Here is a 19,655-nt window from a genome sequence, read left to right as displayed (position 1 = left end):
AGAAGTGAATTTACCAAACAAGATTACCATTTCGCGAATTTTTCTAATTCCCGTATTCCTCATTTTTATGATGGTGCCGCTACCATTTGGCACAGTGGAGGCAGCAGGAAAAGAGATTCCGATCGCTCATCTATTAGGGGCGGCATTATTTATTATTGCATCTACAACAGACTGGATTGACGGATACTATGCAAGAAAGTACGATTTAGTCACGAACTTGGGCAAGTTTTTAGATCCACTAGCAGACAAGCTGTTGGTTTCAGCTGCGCTTGTAGCTATTGTTGACTTAGATTTAATTGCAGGTGCAGGTTGGGCTGCTATCATCATTATTAGCCGTGAATTTGCTATCACAGGTTTAAGACTTGTACTAGCAGGGGAAGGAGAAGTTGTAGCAGCAAATATGTTAGGTAAAATTAAAACATGGACTCAAATTTTAGCTATTTCAGCTATTTTGTTGTACAACTTGCCTTTTGAATGGATTTCAATTCCGTTTGCTAGCGTAATGCTTTGGATCTCAGTGATTTTTACGGTTATTTCAGGCTGGGACTACTTTGCTAAAAACAAACAGGCTTTTGTTAATTCAAAATAAGTAAGATGGAGATGATATGATGAACGCTGAAATTATTGGAGTCGGCTCTGAGCTGCTGCTTGGACAAATTGCCAATACAAACGCTCAGTATTTATCGAAAAAATTAGCCGAACTGGGAATTAACGTTTACTATCATACGGTAGTAGGAGATAATGCACAGCGCTTGAAAGAAGTGATTGCTACAGCTCAAACACGTGCAGAGTTAATTATTTTCACAGGCGGGCTTGGTCCTACAAAAGATGATTTAACAAAAGAAACAATTGCGAGTGTGCTAGGAGTAGAGCTGACAACAAATGCGGAAGCACTTGAAAGCATTGAAGCCTATTTCAAACAGTCAAATCGTATCATGACACCTAACAATAAAAAACAAGCAATTGTGCTAGAAGGTTCGACAGTGCTCCCTAATGATTACGGAATGGCTCCAGGTATGGGACTTACAGTAGAGGGAAAACACTATATGCTATTCCCGGGGCCGCCAAAAGAGCTCTATCCAATGTATGAATCATATGGTCAAGAATTTTTAGCTCAAAAGCTTGAATTAAAAGAAAGTATTGAATCACGCGTTCTTCGCTTTTTCGGAATAGGAGAGTCACAGCTTGAGATGGAAATTGAAGATTTGCTTGATGCGCAAACAAACCCGACGATTGCGCCGCTTGCAGGAGATGGAGAAGTAACGCTCCGCTTAACTGCCAAGCATGCTGATGCCGCTGAAGCACAGCGTATGTTAGATGAAGTGGAAAAAACCATTTCAGAGCGCGTAGGAGAGTATTTATATGGCTACGAAGCAACTTCTTTACATAATGAATTGGTAAAAGAATTAACGGCGCAAGGCTTGACGATTGCTTCGGCCGAAAGTTTAACTGGTGGTTTATTCAGCGAACGTCTAACAACCGTGTCAGGTGCTGGAGAAGTTGTAAAAGGCAGCCTGGTAGCCTATCATTATGAAATCAAGCAAAATATTCTCGGAGTGAGTGAACACACGCTGAATCAGTACGGAGCCGTTAGCGAGCAGTGCGCGGCTGAAATGGCTCGGCGTATTCAACAGTTATATAAAACGGATATTGGCATCGGTTTTACGGGTGTAGCTGGACCCTCTAAACAAGAAGGACATCCTGTAGGAACAGTGCATATAGGGGTCGCTTATAAGGATCAAACTCCTCAAGTTTATAGCTTGCAGCTATCTGGAAGCCGCCAAGGGATTCGTTCACGAACGGTTAATTACGGCTGTCATTACGTATTAAAGACGATAAAAAACTAAAGAAAAAAGGCTGCTTAGTTTTACCAAAGCAGCCTTTTTTTTATTTCACAAAAAACGAACATTTATTCGCTTTTTGCTTGTCAAACGACTCAAAAACTAGTATAGTAAGTTATAGAAAGTTGTTAATTCGACATTGCTACTACATCGTAGTAAGTTTGCAGTTTATAGATGATTTCAAAGAGATAGAGGAGGAAATTGAGTGAACGATCGTCAAGCAGCCCTTGATATGGCTTTAAAGCAAATTGAAAAGCAATTTGGTAAAGGTTCAATTATGAAATTAGGTGAACAAACGGAAAAAAGAATTTCTACAATTCCAAGTGGTTCATTAGCATTAGATATAGCTTTAGGCGTAGGTGGATATCCACGCGGACGTGTAGTGGAAGTATATGGCCCAGAAAGCTCAGGTAAAACAACAGTTGCTCTTCATGCGATTGCAGAAGTTCAACAGCAGGGCGGACAGGCTGCATTTATCGATGCGGAGCACGCGTTAGATCCTGTATATGCTCAAAAATTAGGCGTTAATATTGATGAGCTGTTATTATCTCAGCCTGATACAGGAGAACAAGCTTTAGAAATCGCTGAAGCTTTAGTTCGAAGCGGCGCAGTAGATATTATTGTTGTTGACTCAGTAGCAGCGTTAGTGCCAAAAGCGGAAATTGAAGGAGAAATGGGAGACTCTCACGTTGGTCTACAAGCTCGTTTAATGTCTCAAGCATTGCGTAAACTATCTGGAGCTATCAACAAGTCTAAAACAATCGCTATCTTTATTAACCAAATTCGTGAAAAAGTCGGTGTAATGTTTGGTAACCCTGAAACAACTCCTGGTGGACGTGCGCTTAAATTCTATTCTTCAGTGCGTCTAGAAGTGCGTCGTGCAGAGCAGTTAAAGCAAGGAAACGATATCGTAGGTAACAAAACAAGAATTAAAGTTGTGAAAAATAAAGTAGCTCCGCCTTTCCGTGCTGCTGAAGTAGATATTATGTACGGAGAAGGTATTTCAAAAGAGGGTGAAATTTTGGATATCGCTTCTGAACTAGATATCGTCCAAAAAAGTGGATCTTGGTATTCGTATAATGACGAGCGTCTAGGTCAAGGCCGTGAAAATGCAAAGCAATTCTTAAAAGAAAATACTGATATTCGTCAGGAAATTGCGGGACAAGTGCGTGAACATCATGGTTTAGACCAAGATGGAGAGCCAGCTCCTGAGGATGACGATCAAGGCGATTTAAATATTTAATTTGCTGCGAGATAAAAAAAAGACTCCTCTATTTCAAAGAAGGGGTCTTTTTTTTGTAAAAATTGTTAATGCTAGAAAAGTAACATACGAAATTTCAATATATACTGTAGAGGCAGGCTTGACAATAAAAATGCACAGATTTACAATTAAGATGTATATTTTCCCTTTTTAAAACATTTTAGCGTTTAAAAGCCTTTGTGTGTATATTGAAAGGTGAATACGATGTACATGCCGACATGAAATTTAAAACTTACAAGTTTATAGCAAGGGGAGGTGAAATGATGGATACTAATACAATCATCTTCGCTTTGCTTGGCCTAATCGTCGGTGCAGTTGTTGGCTTTTTTGTTTGTAAATCGATTGCTGAAGCTAAAATTGCGGGAGCAAAGTCTAGTGCAGAACAAATTATTGATGAAGGAACCCGCGAGGCGGAAGCTTTGAAAAAAGAAGCTTTACTAGAAGCGAAGGATGAAATCCATCAGCTTCGTACAGAGGCAGAACAAGATATTCGTGATCGTCGAGCAGAACTTCAAAAACAAGAAAATCGATTAATGCAAAAAGAGGAAAATCTTGATCGTAAAGACGAATCACTTGATAAACGTGAAGCGTTACTTGAAAAGAAAGATGATTCTCTTACTGTTAAACAACAGCATATTGAAGAGATGGAAAGCAAAGTTGAAGAAGTAGTACGTGCACAGCAAACAGAGCTAGAGCGCATTTCAAGCTTAACAAGAGAAGATGCAAGAGCGATTATTTTAGATCGTGTTGAAAATGAACTTTCTCACGACATTGCAATAATGGTAAAAGAAACAGAAAACCGTGCAAAAGAAGACGCCGATAAAAAGGCGAAAGAAATTCTTTCACTTGCTATTCAGCGTTGCGCAGCAGATCATGTTGCTGAAACGACTGTCTCAGTTGTTAACTTGCCAAATGACGAAATGAAAGGCCGAATTATCGGTCGAGAAGGTCGAAACATCCGTACGCTTGAAACTTTGACAGGAATTGATCTTATTATTGATGATACGCCAGAAGCAGTTATTTTATCAGGATTTGACCCAATTCGTCGTGAGACAGCAAGAATTGCACTTGATAAACTTGTTCAAGATGGTCGTATCCATCCCGCACGTATTGAAGAAATGGTTGAAAAATCTCGCCGCGAAGTGGACGAATATATTCGTGAAGTTGGTGAACAAACGACGTTTGAAGTCGGTGTTCACGGGTTGCATCCAGACTTGATGAAAATTCTTGGTCGCTTAAAATTCAGAACAAGCTATGGTCAAAATGTGCTGAAACATTCAATGGAAGTAGCGCATTTATCAGGACTTATGGCTGCTGAATTAGGTGAAGATGAAACGTTAGCCAAACGAGCAGGATTGTTACATGATATTGGTAAAGCAATTGACCATGAGGTAGAAGGAAGCCACGTAGAAATCGGTGTTGAATTAGCTACAAAGTATAAAGAACATCCGGTTGTTATTAACGCGATTGCTTCTCACCATGGAGATACTGAACCAACATCAATCATTGCTGTACTAGTTGCAGCAGCGGATGCATTATCTGCTGCAAGACCAGGTGCTCGCAGTGAGACGTTAGAAAACTACATTCGTCGTCTTGAAAAGTTAGAAGAAATTTCAGAGTCTTATGAAGGCGTTGAAAAATCATTTGCGATTCAAGCAGGACGTGAAGTTCGTATTATGGTGAAACCAGATACGATTGGTGATCTAGAAGCGCATCGACTTGCTCGGGATATTCGAAAACGAATTGAAGATGAGCTGGATTATCCTGGCCACATCAAAGTAACCGTTATTCGTGAAACAAGAGCAGTAGAGTATGCAAAATAAAAATGAAGTGGCGTTTCGCCACTTTATTTTTTTTCGTAGAGATGAAGATACAGATTAAGAATGAAGTATAGGAGCTTTTACATGAGAATTTTATTTATTGGAGACGTAGTTGGTTCTCCAGGCCGTGAAATGGTTGAAGAATATTTACCAAGATTAAAAAGAAAATACTCTCCGGGACTTACAATTGTGAACGGTGAAAATGCAGCTTCAGGAAAAGGAATTACCGAAAAGATTTATCGTCAGTTCTTACAAGCTGGGGCTAACATTATTACTCTTGGTAACCACGCGTGGGATAAACGTGAAATTTTTGATTTTATTGATGATGCAAAAAATCTTGTTCGTCCAGCTAATTTTCCTGAAGGTACACCGGGCAAAGGAATTACGTATTTTACGTACAACCAGCTTGAGGTAGCCGTGATTAATTTACAAGGGCGCACGTTTATGGCTCCGCTTGATTGTCCATTTCAAAAAGCAGATGAACTAATTGAAGAAGCACGCCAGCGCACTCCGCTCATTTTTATTGATTTTCATGCTGAAACAACAAGTGAAAAGCAAGCGATTAGCTGGTATGTGGACGGTCGTGTCAGCGCTGTTGTCGGCACTCATACGCACGTTCAAACAGCTGACAATCGTATATTGCCAAAAGGAACAGCCTACATCTCTGACGTAGGAATGACGGGACCTTATGACGGCATTTTAGGGATGGAGCGAGAAGCTGTTATTAAGCGGTTTTTAACGTCTCTTCCTGTTCGATTTGAAGTGCCAAAAGAAGGAAGAACGCAGCTTAGTGGAATCGTTATTGATATTGATCAAAAGACGGGGAAAGCAACAAAAACAGAGCGAATTTTAATTAACGAAGACCATCCGTTTTTTGAATAAAGGGAAAAAGTCAATGTGTCGAAAGACGATACATTGGCTTTTTTATTTTGTCAAAAACGTAAAAAGAAAAAAGAAAGGTGTAGAAATATAAGTTTTTGAATATTTAGGAAAAACAAGCAGGAATACGTTTGACATATCGTGAATATAGTAACATTGAAATCAATTAAGTCATTGGTCTAATGATCTCTCATCATACATTGTAAAGAATAAGGAGGAGCTAGATATGGAAATATTAAAAGTTTCAGCAAAGTCTAATCCAAATTCAGTTGCTGGTGCCTTAGCAGGCGTGCTGCGCGAACGCGGCGCAGCAGAAATTCAAGCCATTGGGGCCGGGGCGCTTAATCAAGCAGTAAAAGCTGTAGCAATCGCAAGAGGGTTCGTTGCACCAAGTGGGGTTGATTTAATCTGCATCCCAGCTTTTACAGATATTCAAATTGATGGAGAAGAGCGAACAGCCATTAAATTAATTGTAGAGCCGCGATAATTATAAAAACCACGGACCTGTAAAGCATAGAAGCCAAACAGGTCCTTTTTGTATAGAGTTAAAGGGGTGTGGGTTGTGATATTTGATGCTCATTGTGATGTATTGATGAAGCTCTGGTTAAATAAACGTTTATCTTTTACATATGATTCAGCGCTGCACGTTACGTTAGAAGGAATAAAAAAAGCAAAAGGGAAAGTTCAGCTATTCGCTATTTATATTCCAGAAGCGGTTCCGGCAGCTCAGCGCTTTGATGTTGCGTTAGAAATGATCCAGCTGTTTCAGAGTCATATTTTATCGCTTCCCGGTATAAAATGGGTTCGTTCAAAGCGCGATATAGATAGTTTGAAAAAAGATGAAATAGGAGCAATGCTGACGCTTGAAGGGTGCGATGCCATTGATACAAGTTTAGTTCGCTTAAAGACGCTTTTTTCACTGGGTGTACGTTCAGTAGGTTTGACATGGAATTACAGCAATGCTGTGTGTGACGGTATTTTAGAACCTCGAGGAGCAGGGTTATCATCTTTTGGAAGAGAAGTTGTTGAATTGAATAATGAACATAAAGTGTGGACGGATGTCTCTCATTTATCGGTAAGAGGTTTTTGGGATGTGATTGAGCTAGCGCAATATGTAGTGGCTACTCATTCCAATTCGCACGTATTGTGTTCTCATCCCCGGAATTTAAGAGACGATCAAATTCATGCTTTAATAAAGCGAAACGGCGTGATTGGCATTACGTTTGTCCCTGAATTTTTAACGAGTTCTGCCAAAGCGCAAATAGTGGATGTGATTCGTCATCTTGATTACATGTGTGAAAGAGGAGGCGAATACTCGGTTGGTTTTGGCTCTGACTTTGACGGCATTGACAAAACGGTTCATCGTCTCGGAAGATATGAACAGTATACGAATTTAATCGAAGAACTCCTTAAGCATTACACTGAGGAGCAGGTAAAACGTTTTCTGTTTCAAAACTTTGCTGATCGTGTATGCAACTAATAAAAAAAGAGCTTTTTCTTCTTGGAAAAGCTCTTTTTTATAGAAGTTATTTATATACTAATGCCTCATGTGAAGGCAGAAAAGATCATTAAAAAACTTCATCTTATTCATTAAATATAAATATAATTAAAACGATTGAGAATTCAATGGAAAGGGTTGCATTTTTCTGGCAATCGGAATAAAATTGAAAACGGATTATGGAGCTGCTCAAGCAGAAACGTATCCTGCACAGCGACAAGGTGCTGTGGGAGTTTTGCGGATGATTTTGGTTCGTGAAATGCAGAAGCAAATGAAATCGTTTGCTAATTTACTTTTTTCAGTTTTTATCAATAAAATAGATTTCTATATTAAGAGCAATTAAAGGAGTGGCGTTGATTTATGGTACAGCAACTTTCGTGGAAAGTTGGCGGACAGCAGGGTGAGGGAATCGAAAGTACGGGAGAAATCTTTTCAACCGCTTTAAATCGATTAGGTTATTACTTATACGGCTATCGTCATTTTTCTTCTCGTATCAAAGGTGGACATACAAATAATAAGATCCGAGTGAGTACAACTCAGGTTCGATCTGTGTCAGATGATTTGGATATTTTAGTTGCGTTCGATCAGGAAACAATCGATGTAAACGTCCATGAGCTGCGCGTAGGAGGCGTTGTAATTGCAGATGCGAAATTCAACCCAAGTCTGCCCGAAACATGTACAACTGCTACACTATACGCTGTTCCGTTTACGGAAATTGCAACGGAATTAGGAACGTCGCTAATGAAGAACATGGTTGCTGTAGGCGCTTCAAGTGCTGTGCTCCATATTGACACAGAAGTATTTGAAGAAGTAGTGCTTGAAATCTTCGGTAAAAAAGGCCAAAAAGTTGTACAAAAAAACATGGAAGCTATTAAAAAAGGTGCAGATTACATTCGTGAACAGCTAGGCGAACAGTTAGAAACAATGAAACTAGATCCAGCGGATGGTAAAAAACGTATGTTTATGATTGGAAACGATGCGATTGCGCTAGGTGCTTTAGCCGGTGGCGCTCGTTTTATGCCAGCGTATCCAATTACCCCTGCTTCAGAAATCATGGAATACTTAATTAAAAAGCTTCCTCAATTTGGTGGAACCGTTATTCAAACAGAAGATGAAATCGCAGCATGTACGATGGCTATCGGAGCTAACTATGCAGGCGTACGTGCGCTGACAGCATCAGCTGGACCTGGTCTATCATTGATGATGGAGTCGATTGGATTAGCGGGTATCACTGAGCAGCCTGTTGTGATTATCGATACGCAGCGCGGCGGTCCAAGTACAGGGCTTCCAACTAAGCAAGAACAGTCTGATTTAATGGCTATGATTTACGGTACGCACGGTGAAATTCCGAAGATCGTCATGGCACCAAGTACAGTTGAAGAAGCATTCTACGATACGATTGAAGCGTTTAACTTAGCAGAAGAATATCAGTGTCCAGTTATTATGCTAACGGATTTACAGCTTTCACTTGGGAAGCAATCAGTAGAACCGCTTGACTATAACCGCGTTGAAATCCGCCGCGGTAAGCTTCAGCAAGGAGAGCTAGAAGAGCTGGAAGAAAAACAATACTACAAGCGTTACCGCGTAACAGAAGACGGCGTATCGCCACGCGTCATTCCAGGAATGAAGCATGGTATTCATCACGTGACGGGAGTAGAACATGATGAGACAGGAAAGCCATCTGAATCTCCGGTGAACCGCGATGATCAAATGAATAAGCGTCTTCGTAAAACAAAAGGAATTCGTTTTAATACGCCAATTCATGTTCACTCTCATGAAAAAGAGTCTGATATTTTATTTGTTGGATTTAATTCGACGCGTGGAGTTATTGAAGAGGCAATGGAACGTTTGGAACAGGATGGTATAAAAGTCAATCATGCTCATATTCGTTTGATTCATCCTTTCCCAGCTGACGAACTGCTTCCTTACGTGCAAGGAGCTAAAAAAGTAGTCGTTGTTGAAAACAATGCTACTGGACAGCTTGCTAATATTTTAAAAATGAATATTGCAAGTCATGATAAAATTCAAAGCGTATTGAAGTATGATGGAAATCCATTTCTTCCGCAAGAAGTATACGCAAAAAGTAAGGAGATGTTTGTGTTAAATGGCAACGTTTAAAGATTTTCGTAACAGTGTAAAACCTAACTGGTGTCCTGGGTGTGGAGATTTCTCCGTACAAGCAGCCATTCAACGCGCATCTGCTAACGTAGGTTTAGAACCTCATGAGCTTGCTGTTATTTCAGGTATTGGATGTTCTGGACGTATCTCTGGTTATATTAATTCATATGGTTTTCACGGTATTCACGGACGTGCGCTTCCAATCGCTCAAGGTGTAAAAATGGCTAATCGTGACTTAACCGTGATCGCATCTGGCGGTGATGGAGATGGATTTGCTATCGGTATGGGACACACGGTACATGCGATTCGCCGAAACATCGATGTGACGTATATCGTAATGGATAACCAAATCTATGGTTTAACAAAAGGACAAACATCTCCTCGTAGTGAAGTAGGATTCAAGACAAAAAGTACGCCTGAAGGATCAATCGAGTCGTCTTTATCTGTTATGGAGCTTGCGTTAACTTCTGGGGCAACGTTTGTGGCTCAAAGCTTTTCAACGAATTTAAAAGAGTTAACAAGCTTAATTGAACAAGGCATCCAGCATAAAGGTTTTTCTTTAATTAACGTATTTAGCCCGTGCGTAACGTATAACAAAGTGAACACGTATGATTGGTTTAAAGAAAACCTAACTAGTCTTAGCACAATTGAAGGTTATGATGCAAACAACCGTATGCAAGCTATGCAGACGTTAATGGAGCATAACGGTTTAGTAACAGGACTTATTTATCAAAATGCGCATCAGCCGTCGTATCAGCAGCTTGTTCACGGTTATAGTGAAGAGCCTCTGTCAAAAGCAGACTTAGGTATGACTGAGGAAAAATTTGATGAGCTAGTAGCTGAATTTATGTAAAAGAGGCTGCAATAAAAGTAGTTTAGTAGAGGGAAGATCCGAACGATCAATTGAGATTCTTAATGGAGAATCCAACTCGTTCGGATTTTTTCATAGTGATAGGTATAGAAAATAGGTATATGATTGTGTTCGCTACTTGAAAGTTATATACTATGTTAATGTGATGAGTTTTATGCATAAGCATAAGGCTGTCACATTTTTTTGCGATTTACAGGTGCAACGTGACAATTGTCATGGCGAAAGGAGATTTTTTTTATGAACGAAAAACAACGTTTAGAAAGCAACCAAGTTAATCCAGCGGACAAAAAATCCGAAAAGGATTACAGCAAATATTTTCAAACAGTATACATGCCACCTTCTTTAAAAGATGCGAAAAAACGAGGAAAAGAAGAAGTTTCCTATCACAATGATTTTGCAATCGATGAACAGTTTCATGGAATGGGACAGGGACGTAAGTTTTATATCCGTACGTACGGCTGTCAAATGAATGAACACGATACAGAAGTAATGGCTGGTATTTTTCTAGGCCTTGGCTACGAGCCAACTGACTCTGTTGAAGATGCTCATGTTATTTTATTGAATACGTGTGCGATCCGTGAAAATGCAGAAAATAAAGTGTTTGGTGAATTAGGGCATTTGAAGGCCTTAAAGCGTGAGCGTCCTGAGCTATTAATCGGCGTCTGCGGATGTATGTCTCAAGAAGAGTCAGTTGTAAATAAAATTTTACAAAAACATCAGCACGTGGATATGATTTTTGGTACACATAACATTCACCGTTTGCCTCACATTTTAAACGAAGCATACTTAGCAAAAGAAATGGTGATTGAAGTATGGTCTAAGGAAGGGGATGTTATTGAAAACCTTCCAAGAGCACGTAAAGGCAGCGTTAAAGCATGGGTTAACATCATGTACGGCTGTGACAAGTTCTGTACGTACTGTATCGTTCCGTATACGCGAGGAAAAGAACGAAGCCGCCGTCCAGAAGATATTATCCAAGAAGTACGTCATTTAGCTGCTCAAGGCTACAAAGAAATTACGCTTCTAGGCCAAAATGTTAATGCATACGGAAAAGATTTTGAAGACATAACGTACGGCTTAGGCGACTTAATGGATGAAATCCGTAAAATTGACGTTGCTCGTATCCGTTTTACAACAAGTCATCCTCGTGACTTTGATGACCGTTTAATTGAAGTTCTGGCTAAAGGCGGAAATCTTGTCGACCACATTCACTTGCCTGTTCAATCAGGAAGCAGCGATATCTTAAAAATTATGGCACGAAAATATTCTCGTGAACATTATTTAGAGCTTGTTCGTAAAATTAAAGAAGCCATTCCAACAGCATCATTAACAACTGATATTATTGTTGGTTTCCCAAATGAAACGGATGAGCAGTTTGAAGAAACAATGTCACTATATCGTGAGGTTGAATTCGATAGTGCTTATACGTTTATTTATTCACCTCGTGAAGGTACGCCGGCTGCTAAGATGCAAGACAACGTACCAATGGAAGTGAAAAAAGAGCGTCTTCAGCGTTTAAATGCTCTTGTAAATGAAATTTCTGCAAAGAAATTGAAGGAATATGAAGGTAAAGTTGTCGAAGTATTAGTAGAAGGTGAAAGTAAAAATAATCCGGAAGTATTAGCAGGCTACACGGAAAAAAGTAAGCTTGTAAACTTCAAAGCACCTAAGTCAGTGATTGGGCAACTTGTAAAAGTAAAAGTTACAAAAGCCAAAACATGGACATTAAATGGGGAAATGGTAGAAGAAACAGCAGAGGTGAAGTAATATGGCGCAGTATAACAAGAGTGACGTAATTAAACGTGCTCAAGAGCTGGCAAAAATGATTGCTGAAACGGAAGAAGTAGATTTCTTCAAGCGTGCCGAAGCTCAGCTTAACGAAAATCAAAAAGTGCGTGAAACCATTGCAAGCATTAAAAGTTTGCAAAAACAAGCTGTTAATTTTCAACACTATGGTAAAACAGAAGCGTTAAAACAAGTGGAGGCAAAAATCGATCGTTTACAGGAAGAGCTGGATGAACTGCCGATTATTCAGCAGTTTCAAGAGTCTCAAATAAACGTGAATGATTTGCTTCAACTTGTCGCTAATACTATTTCAAACACAGTAACCGATGAAATTATTGTGTCAACAGATGGTGATTTACTGCGCGGTGAAACAGGTTCACAGGTTCGAAACAGCCCTGGATCTAGCTGCTCATAAAGAAAAAATGCCTCAGCAAATTGCTGAGGCATTTTTTTGTGCATCACGTGGCACGAAAATTGGGCAGATTTTCTCTCTAATAATTGTCACGTTTTTCTATATCCTTGCATACAATGGAACATAGGTTTTTTATGCCTTAAACCTAGTTTCTTAAAAATAATGTGCAAACAAGTGAATGAGCCTGCATAGGATGAAATGAAGATAGTTTGAGGAGGGTATGCTCACATGTCACAACACTATAGAGAAATTATTACAAAAGCAGTCGTAGGTAAAGGTCGCAAGTTTACACAATCGTCTCATACGCTTGCACCGAAAAATCGACCAACAAGCATCTTAGGGTGCTGGGTGATTAACCATGAGTACAAAGCAAAAAAAAGCGGCAGCAATGTAGAAGTTGACGGCAGATATGATATTAACATCTGGTATTCGTACAATAATAATACAAAAACCGAAGTTTGGACGGAAACCGTATCATACAAAGATAATATTAAACTGCGCTATAAAGACGAAGATTCGATTGGAGACGATTACGAAGTAATTGTTCGCGTGCTGCAGCAGCCAAATTGCCTAGAGTGCACAATTTCACCAAATGGCAATAAAACGATTGTTCAAGTAGAGAGAGAATTGTTGGCGGAAGTGATTGGCGAAACCAAGGTTTGTGTTGCAGTAAATCCGAAAGGCTGCGATGATGAAGACGAGTTTGATTTAGACGTAGATGACGATGAATTTGAAGATTTGGATCCTGATTTTATATTAGGAGACGATGAGTAACTAGGAAGAAGTTCTTCCTAGTTTTTTTATTTTTACTATTTTAAGAAAATTCTTATAAAAATAAAAAAATATATTGCTTTTTGTCGAATGCGCAGTGTATAGTAAATCTAAAGAAAATAATGCATTAATTTTCAGAAAATTTAGTTATATCAGATAAGTATTTTTTGGGGGTTTACTATGAGCTTATTTCGTAAAAAATCAATTCAAACGTTAATTAGTGAAACCAACTCTAAAGGTGTTAAATTAAAAAAAGATTTAGGTGCTTTCGATTTAACAATGTTAGGGATTGGAGCCATTATCGGAACCGGAATTTTTGTATTAACGGGCGTAGCCGCCGCTGAACATGCCGGTCCAGCTTTAGTTATATCTTTCATTATGTCAGGACTTGCGTGTGTGTTTGCAGCTCTTTGTTATGCAGAGTTTGCCTCAACAGTTCCCGTTTCAGGAAGTGCATACACTTACAGTTATGCAACATTTGGTGAATTAATCGCTTGGATTTTAGGGTGGGATCTTATCTTGGAGTACGGTCTTGCATCTTCTGCTGTAGCAAGCGGATGGTCGGGGTATTTCCAAGGATTGTTAGCGGGGTTTGGCATCCATTTTCCAAAAGCTTTAACAAGTGCATACAATCCCGCAAACGGCACGTATATTGATATTCCAGCAATTATGATCGTATTTTTAATTACATTACTTTTAACGCAAGGAGTAAAAAAATCTTCACGTTTTAATGCTATCATGGTTATTATTAAACTGGCTGTTGTACTTCTGTTTATCGGGGTGGGAGTTAGCTATGTTAAGCCAGAAAACTGGACGCCGTTTATGCCGTTTGGTTTCTCGGGAGTAGCGACAGGAGCAGCAACTGTATTCTTCGCCTACATTGGATTTGATGCTGTAGCAACAGCGGCCGAGGAAGTACGCAAGCCTCAGCGGGATATGCCAATCGGAATCATCGCATCTCTTGCGATTTGTACAGTCCTTTATATCGTCGTATCGCTTATCTTAACAGGAATCGTACCTTATACAGAATTAAATGTTAAAAACCCTGTAGCATTTGCTTTAAGCTACATTAACCAAGACTGGGTAGCAGGATTTATTTCATTAGGCGCAATTGTTGGTATTACAACGGTATTACTCGTTATGATGTATGGACAAACTCGTTTATTTTATGCGATCAGTCGAGATGGTCTATTGCCAAAGCCTTTTTCAAAAATCAGTGAGAAAAAACAAACGCCAGTAGTAAATACGTGGATTACATGTTTACTAGTATCTATCTTCTCTGGTTTAGTACCATTAGGAAGATTGGCAGAGTTAACAAACATCGGTACTCTTTTTGCTTTCATGACCGTATCAATTGGAATTTTATATTTACGTAAATCAAAACAAACTTCAGAATCGACTGGTTTCCGCGTACCGTTCGTGCCGGTGATTCCAATTTTAGCTTTTGTGTTCTGTTTATACTTAGCACTTCAGCTTCCAAAGTTAACATGGATTAGTTTCGTAATTTGGCTTGTACTAGGGCTAGTGGTTTACTTCTTATACGGACGTAAGCATAGTCATTTGAACAGCAGTAAATAATGAAAAGCTTCGGACAAGCTTCTTCCTTCGTCCGAAGCTTTTTTTATTTGTTTTATGAAAAGAAATTGAAGATTGTTCTATTTGAATAAATTAAGTTTAAGAAAGACTTATGTTATAATACGTGTAGCAAAAACGCACAACTAGATGTGGTATGGAGGAATAGTATGGCAGCGTATACGCCAATGGTACAGCAATATTTGAGAATTAAGGCAGAGTATCAAGATGCCTTTTTATTTTTTAGATTAGGTGATTTTTATGAAATGTTCTTTGAAGATGCTACGACAGCTTCTCAAGAACTTGAAATAACATTAACAAGCCGAGACGGAGGAGGACAAGAGCGAATTCCGATGTGCGGAGTTCCGTATCACTCTGCGCCTACGTATATCGACCGTTTAATTGAAAAGGGATTTAAAGTAGCTATTTGTGAGCAAGTAGAAGACCCTAAGCATGCAAAAGGTGTTGTAAAGCGAGAAGTGGTGCAGGTGATTTCACCCGGAACACTGATGAACGAACGCGGACTGCAAGAAAAGGAAAATAACTATATTTGTTCTGTTACTGAGTTCGAGGATCAAACGTTTGGTCTTGCTCTTTCTGATTTGTCTACAGGAGAAAACAGCGCAACGCTTGTCAGTTCGTTTCACGATATAGTCTCAGAGATTTATGCAAAAGAAGCAAAAGAAGTTGTTGTAAGCTCTGAGTTTCCTGCTGAATTATTACAAACACTAAAAGAGCGCATGACGATTACCATTTCTTATGAGAATAGTACAGAGCAAGTAGAAGGACTAGATTATTTAGTAGATTCGCTTCAGCAGCAAAAGCTTATTACAACATTTACGCGTATTCTTCAGTATTTAACTCGCACGCAGAAGCGTTCGCTTGAACACTTACAGCCCGTGCAGTTTTATCAAATCAATGAATATATGAAAATTGATTTGTTCTCTAAGCGAAACTTAGAATTAACCGAAACGATTCGTTCAAAAGGAAAGAAAGGCTCGCTTCTATGGTTATTAGACCAGACCGTTACGGCAATGGGCGGCCGTTTATTAAAAAATTGGATTGATCGTCCGCTTTTAAAACAAGCCGATATTGATAATCGTTTGAATATGGTAGATGTCTTAATGAAACAGTTTTTTGAACGAGAAGAACTGCGTGAGTTGCTAAAAGACGTATATGATTTAGAACGCTTAGCCGGTCGAGTAGCTTTTGGTAATGTAAATGCTCGTGATTTAATTCAATTAAAAAAATCGTTGCAAAATGTGCCTCATATTCAAGAGGTTGTGAATCGTTTAAATCATCCTTATGCCACAGAGCTTGTTGAAGACATTGATCCTTGTGAGCGATTAGCTAATCTTCTTGAAAGAGGATTAAAAGAGCACCCTCCTTTGTCAATTAAAGAAGGAGACATTATTAATGACGGCTATCATGAACAGCTTGATCAATACCGAGATGCGAGCCGAAACGGAAAAACGTGGATTGCGTCACTTGAACAGCAAGAGCGTGAGAAAACAGGGATTCGCTCACTGAAGATTGGTTATAATCGCGTGTTCGGCTATTATATAGAAGTAACGCGGGCAAATCTGCATCTTTTGCCTGAAGGAATGTATGAACGAAAACAGACGTTAACCAATGCAGAACGTTTTATTACACCTGAGCTGAAAGAAAAAGAAGCGCTGATTTTAGAAGCGGAAGAGAAAATTGTAGAGCTGGAATATGAATTGTTTTTACAAATTCGTGAAGAAGTAAAAGCATATATTCCAAGGCTCCAAGAACTCGCTAAAAAAGTAAGTGAGCTTGACGTACTGCAGTGCTTTGCAAAAATCAGTGAAGAACGTCATTACACGAAGCCTATTTTTTCAAGTGAAGATATTTCGATTCAAAACGGACGTCATCCAGTGGTAGAAAAAGTAATGAATTCGCAGGAATATGTGCCAAACGACTGTCAAATGACGGATGATAGTTCAATTTTACTGATTACAGGACCAAATATGTCTGGTAAAAGTACGTATATGCGTCAGGTCGCTTTAACGGCGATATTAGCTCAAATTGGCTGTTTTGTGCCAGCAGACGAAGCGGTCCTGCCGATTTTTGATCAAGTGTTTACACGTATCGGAGCAGCGGATGATTTAATTTCAGGTCAAAGTACGTTTATGGTCGAGATGCTAGAAACAAAAAATGCAGTGACAAATGCCACTCAGTCGAGTCTAATTCTGTTAGATGAAATTGGACGCGGCACGTCTACGTATGACGGAATGGCTCTTGCTCAAGCAATTATTGAATACGTCCATGAGCATATTGGCTGTAAGACACTATTTTCTACTCATTATCATGAATTAACCGTACTTGATGAGTCGCTTCCTGCGCTTAAAAATGTTCATGTAAGCGCGGTTGAAAAAAATGGGAAGGTCGTCTTTTTACACAAAATCAAAGATGGTGCCGCAGATAAAAGTTATGGTATTCACGTAGCAGAACTAGCAGAACTTCCGGATCCGCTTCTAGAGCGAGCTCGCGTCATCTTACACGATTTAGAACAATCTTCTGAGCGTGAACCTGTAGTACGTCAGGCTCCAAAAAGAGAAGAGATAACACAACAAGTTCCACAAGAAGGTGCTTCTTTGATTCAAGAAGAACGTATAGATAGTAAAAAAGCAGATGAAGCCAATCAGCTTTCGTTCTTTGAAATAGAAGAGAAAAAAGAAAAGCCTGCGCTTTCAAAACGGGAAAAAGCAATTATCGATCGTTTAAAAGAGCTGGATATTTTAGAAATGACGCCTTTAGACGCAATGAATGCGATGTATGAACTGCAAAAATCATTAAAGAAGAAATAGATTGAGAGGAGTGAGTCTGTGGGTAAAATTGTGCAGCTTTCAGACGAACTTTCAAATAAAATTGCTGCCGGAGAGGTTGTTGAACGACCTGCTTCGGTGGTGAAAGAACTAGTCGAAAATGCTATTGATGCAAACAGTACAGTTATTGAAATTGAACTAGAAGAAGCTGGGCTTTCCAAAATTCGTATATTGGATAATGGAGACGGCATTGCTTCTGAAGACTGCTTGACCGCTTTTAAAAGACATGCGACAAGCAAAATTAAAACAGAACAAGATTTATTTCGAATTCGAACGTTAGGATTTCGCGGTGAAGCTTTGCCAAGTATTGCTTCGGTTTCAATGCTTGAACTCAAAACGAGTACGGGAGAAGAAGCCGGCACTCATCTTAAACTTAGAGGCGGAGAAATCGTTCATCACGAATTAACATCAAGCCGAAAAGGTACGGAACTTGTTATTGAGAATTTATTTTTCAACACACCTGCACGCTTAAAATATATGAAGACGGTAAACACGGAGCTTGGTAACGTAACGGACGTAGTCAATCGCCTTGCGATGTCTCATCCTGAAGTTTCAATTCGGCTGATGCATCAAGGAAGGCAGCTTCTGTATACGAACGGAAGCGGAGATGTGCGTCAAGTGCTTGCAGCTATTTATGGAATGGCAGTGGCAAAAAAAATGATTCCCATTAACGTTCAGTCTCTTGATTATGAAGTGAATGGTTACGTTGCTCTTCCTGAAATTACACGAGCTTCTCGCAACTACATGTCGACCATTATTAACGGTCGGTTTGTTAAAAACTACGGGTTGTTAAAAGCGGTACAGCAGGGCTATCATACCCTTTTACCTATCGGCCGTTTTCCAATCGTGTTTTTAACCATTACAATGGACCCTTTGTTAGTAGACGTGAATGTTCATCCAGCGAAACTAGAAGTGCGTTTAAGTAAAGAAGCGGAGCTGTTTGAGCTTATTGAACAGGGAGTAAAAGCAGCTTTTAAAAAGCGGCAGTTAATTCCGGATGCTGTAGTACCAACCAAGTCAAAATCAGCTGTGCAGCCAACTGAGCAGCAGACCTTTACATTTGATCATCAGTCTAAACCGTCTGGCTATCAGCCGTCTGATACAGTTCGCGAGCCTAGCTTTAAGGAGGCTCCCGCTCGTGTAGACGAGATCATGCCGCCTGTTAAAACAGAGGTCATGCGCCAAGGTGAAGAACTTGAACCAACGTTTCAAGAAATAGAACACTATGAAGAATCGGTAGAAGAAAACGCTCCTATTCCAGAACCAAATCGTTCAGCCAAAGAGCAGCCAGAACCGCGTGTTCCTGCGATGTACCCAATTGGCCAAATGCACGGAACGTATATTTTGGCGCAAAATGAAAAAGGATTATTTATTATTGATCAGCACGCGGCGCAGGAGAGAATTAAGTACGAATATTTTAAGCGAAAGCTTGGAGAAGTAGATTCAGAAGTTCAAGAACTGCTTATGCCGCTTACACTAGAGTTCTCGGGAAATGAAGCCTTGATTTTAGAAGAATACAAAGACATGCTTGCTGAAGTAGGAGTTTTTTTAGAACCGTTTGGACAAAACTCCTATATAGTTCGTTCGCATCCGCAGTGGTTTCCAAAAGGAGAGGAACAGGAAACCATTGAAGAAATGATTCAGCAAATCTTTACGATGAAACGAGTCAATATCGAGAAGTTAAGAGAAGAAGCGGCTATTATGATGAGCTGTAAAGGATCGATTAAAGCGAATCATCATTTGCGAAACGATGAGATTTTTGCTTTACTTGAAACGTTGAGAAAAACAACGGATCCATTTACGTGTCCGCACGGACGACCAATTATTATTCATCATTCGACGTATGAAATGGAAAAAATGTTTAAGCGAGTGATGTAGGCAATGCGGCTAGCTGCAGCTAGCCGTTTTGTTGAATAAATCATGGCCATTTGGATAAAATGGAATGATGTGAATGCCTATAGATGAAAGTAGTGTTGTT

General features: G+C 39.5%; 16 protein-coding genes. All 16 read left to right on the top strand.

Annotated features, from left to right (window positions below; translation table 11 throughout):
- Positions 1 to 4: 4 nt before the first annotated feature.
- The 16 genes from pgsA to mutL all read left to right on the top strand — a co-directional run bounded on the left by pgsA (position 5) and on the right by mutL (position 19,555).
- Positions 5 to 589 carry a CDP-diacylglycerol--glycerol-3-phosphate 3-phosphatidyltransferase gene (pgsA, locus tag N178_RS01815; RefSeq protein WP_028411382.1) on the top strand — a complete coding sequence of 195 codons (585 nt, stop codon included), beginning with the start codon at positions 5 to 7 and terminating at the stop codon, positions 587 to 589.
- Between the two features lie 16 nt (positions 590 to 605).
- Positions 606 to 1,847 carry a competence/damage-inducible protein A gene (locus N178_RS01810; RefSeq protein ID WP_045290054.1) on the top strand — a complete coding sequence of 414 codons (1,242 nt, stop codon included), beginning with the start codon at positions 606 to 608 and terminating at the stop codon, positions 1,845 to 1,847.
- A 199-nt stretch (positions 1,848 to 2,046) separates the two neighbouring features.
- Complete coding sequence (gene recA, locus N178_RS01805) at positions 2,047 to 3,084, top strand: recombinase RecA (protein ID WP_013058804.1); 1,038 nt, start codon at positions 2,047 to 2,049, stop codon at positions 3,082 to 3,084.
- A 281-nt stretch (positions 3,085 to 3,365) separates the two neighbouring features.
- Entirely contained in the window at positions 3,366 to 4,925 is a 1,560-nt protein-coding gene (rny, locus tag N178_RS01800; protein WP_013058803.1) for a ribonuclease Y, read from the top strand.
- Positions 4,926 to 5,006: 81 nt separating this feature from the next.
- Positions 5,007 to 5,804 (top strand): TIGR00282 family metallophosphoesterase, encoded by a 798-nt coding sequence (locus tag N178_RS01795; protein ID WP_028411380.1) that lies wholly within the window; start codon positions 5,007 to 5,009, stop codon positions 5,802 to 5,804.
- 223 nt (positions 5,805 to 6,027) lie between these two features.
- A complete protein-coding gene (gene spoVS, locus N178_RS01790; protein ID WP_003181955.1) occupies positions 6,028 to 6,288 on the top strand; it encodes a stage V sporulation protein SpoVS in 261 nt (86 codons plus the stop codon).
- 75 nt (positions 6,289 to 6,363) lie between these two features.
- Complete coding sequence (locus N178_RS01785) at positions 6,364 to 7,281, top strand: dipeptidase (protein WP_045290048.1); 918 nt, start codon at positions 6,364 to 6,366, stop codon at positions 7,279 to 7,281.
- 184 nt (positions 7,282 to 7,465) lie between these two features.
- Positions 7,466 to 7,642, top strand: a complete 177-nt coding sequence (locus N178_RS26685; protein ID WP_160297352.1) for a hypothetical protein — start codon at positions 7,466 to 7,468, stop codon at positions 7,640 to 7,642.
- A 17-nt stretch (positions 7,643 to 7,659) separates the two neighbouring features.
- Entirely contained in the window at positions 7,660 to 9,417 is a 1,758-nt protein-coding gene (locus N178_RS01780) for a 2-oxoacid:acceptor oxidoreductase subunit alpha (protein ID WP_013058800.1), read from the top strand.
- Complete coding sequence (locus tag N178_RS01775) at positions 9,404 to 10,270, top strand: 2-oxoacid:ferredoxin oxidoreductase subunit beta (RefSeq protein ID WP_013058799.1); 867 nt, start codon at positions 9,404 to 9,406, stop codon at positions 10,268 to 10,270. Before N178_RS01780 ends, N178_RS01775 begins: the two co-directional genes overlap by 14 nt.
- A 255-nt stretch (positions 10,271 to 10,525) precedes the next feature.
- On the top strand, positions 10,526 to 12,055 hold the full coding sequence (gene miaB, locus N178_RS01770) for a tRNA (N6-isopentenyl adenosine(37)-C2)-methylthiotransferase MiaB (protein ID WP_013084741.1): 1,530 nt from the start codon (positions 10,526 to 10,528) through the stop codon (positions 12,053 to 12,055).
- A 1-nt stretch (position 12,056) separates the two neighbouring features.
- The gene (locus N178_RS01765) at positions 12,057 to 12,488 is read left to right on the top strand and encodes a YlbF/YmcA family competence regulator (protein ID WP_013058797.1); all 432 of its coding nucleotides are present in this window, start codon (positions 12,057 to 12,059) and stop codon (positions 12,486 to 12,488) included.
- A 225-nt stretch (positions 12,489 to 12,713) separates the two neighbouring features.
- Positions 12,714 to 13,259, top strand: coding sequence for an outer spore coat protein CotE (locus N178_RS01760; RefSeq protein WP_013058796.1), 546 nt, complete (start codon positions 12,714 to 12,716; stop codon positions 13,257 to 13,259).
- A gap of 177 nt (positions 13,260 to 13,436) precedes the next feature.
- The gene (locus tag N178_RS01755) at positions 13,437 to 14,834 is read left to right on the top strand and encodes a branched-chain amino acid transporter BcaP (RefSeq protein WP_013084740.1); all 1,398 of its coding nucleotides are present in this window, start codon (positions 13,437 to 13,439) and stop codon (positions 14,832 to 14,834) included.
- 164 nt (positions 14,835 to 14,998) lie between these two features.
- Positions 14,999 to 17,659: a DNA mismatch repair protein MutS gene (gene mutS / locus N178_RS01750; RefSeq protein ID WP_045290045.1), complete on the top strand. Its 2,661-nt coding sequence runs from the start codon at positions 14,999 to 15,001 to the stop codon at positions 17,657 to 17,659.
- Positions 17,660 to 17,677: 18 nt separating this feature from the next.
- Positions 17,678 to 19,555, top strand: coding sequence for a DNA mismatch repair endonuclease MutL (gene mutL, locus N178_RS01745; RefSeq protein WP_045290043.1), 1,878 nt, complete (start codon positions 17,678 to 17,680; stop codon positions 19,553 to 19,555).
- Positions 19,556 to 19,655: the final 100 nt, after the last annotated feature.

The organism is Priestia aryabhattai B8W22, from assembly GCF_000956595.1.
GTDB lineage: Bacteria > Bacillota > Bacilli > Bacillales > Bacillaceae_H > Priestia > Priestia aryabhattai.
This window is presented reverse-complemented; position numbering and strand designations above follow the sequence as displayed.

Coding starts and splice junctions, on each gene's coding strand:
- N178_RS01795 (WP_028411380.1), top strand. CDS start 5,007: ATGAGAATTTTATTTATTGGAGACGTAGTTGGTTCTCCAGGCCGTGAA.
- N178_RS01780 (WP_013058800.1), top strand. CDS start 7,660: ATGGTACAGCAACTTTCGTGGAAAGTTGGCGGACAGCAGGGTGAGGGA.
- N178_RS01765 (WP_013058797.1), top strand. CDS start 12,057: ATGGCGCAGTATAACAAGAGTGACGTAATTAAACGTGCTCAAGAGCTG.
- spoVS (WP_003181955.1), top strand. CDS start 6,028: ATGGAAATATTAAAAGTTTCAGCAAAGTCTAATCCAAATTCAGTTGCT.
- N178_RS01775 (WP_013058799.1), top strand. CDS start 9,404: ATGGCAACGTTTAAAGATTTTCGTAACAGTGTAAAACCTAACTGGTGT.
- N178_RS01755 (WP_013084740.1), top strand. CDS start 13,437: ATGAGCTTATTTCGTAAAAAATCAATTCAAACGTTAATTAGTGAAACC.
- N178_RS01760 (WP_013058796.1), top strand. CDS start 12,714: ATGTCACAACACTATAGAGAAATTATTACAAAAGCAGTCGTAGGTAAA.
- N178_RS01810 (WP_045290054.1), top strand. CDS start 606: ATGATGAACGCTGAAATTATTGGAGTCGGCTCTGAGCTGCTGCTTGGA.
- mutS (WP_045290045.1), top strand. CDS start 14,999: ATGGCAGCGTATACGCCAATGGTACAGCAATATTTGAGAATTAAGGCA.
- rny (WP_013058803.1), top strand. CDS start 3,366: ATGGATACTAATACAATCATCTTCGCTTTGCTTGGCCTAATCGTCGGT.
- miaB (WP_013084741.1), top strand. CDS start 10,526: ATGAACGAAAAACAACGTTTAGAAAGCAACCAAGTTAATCCAGCGGAC.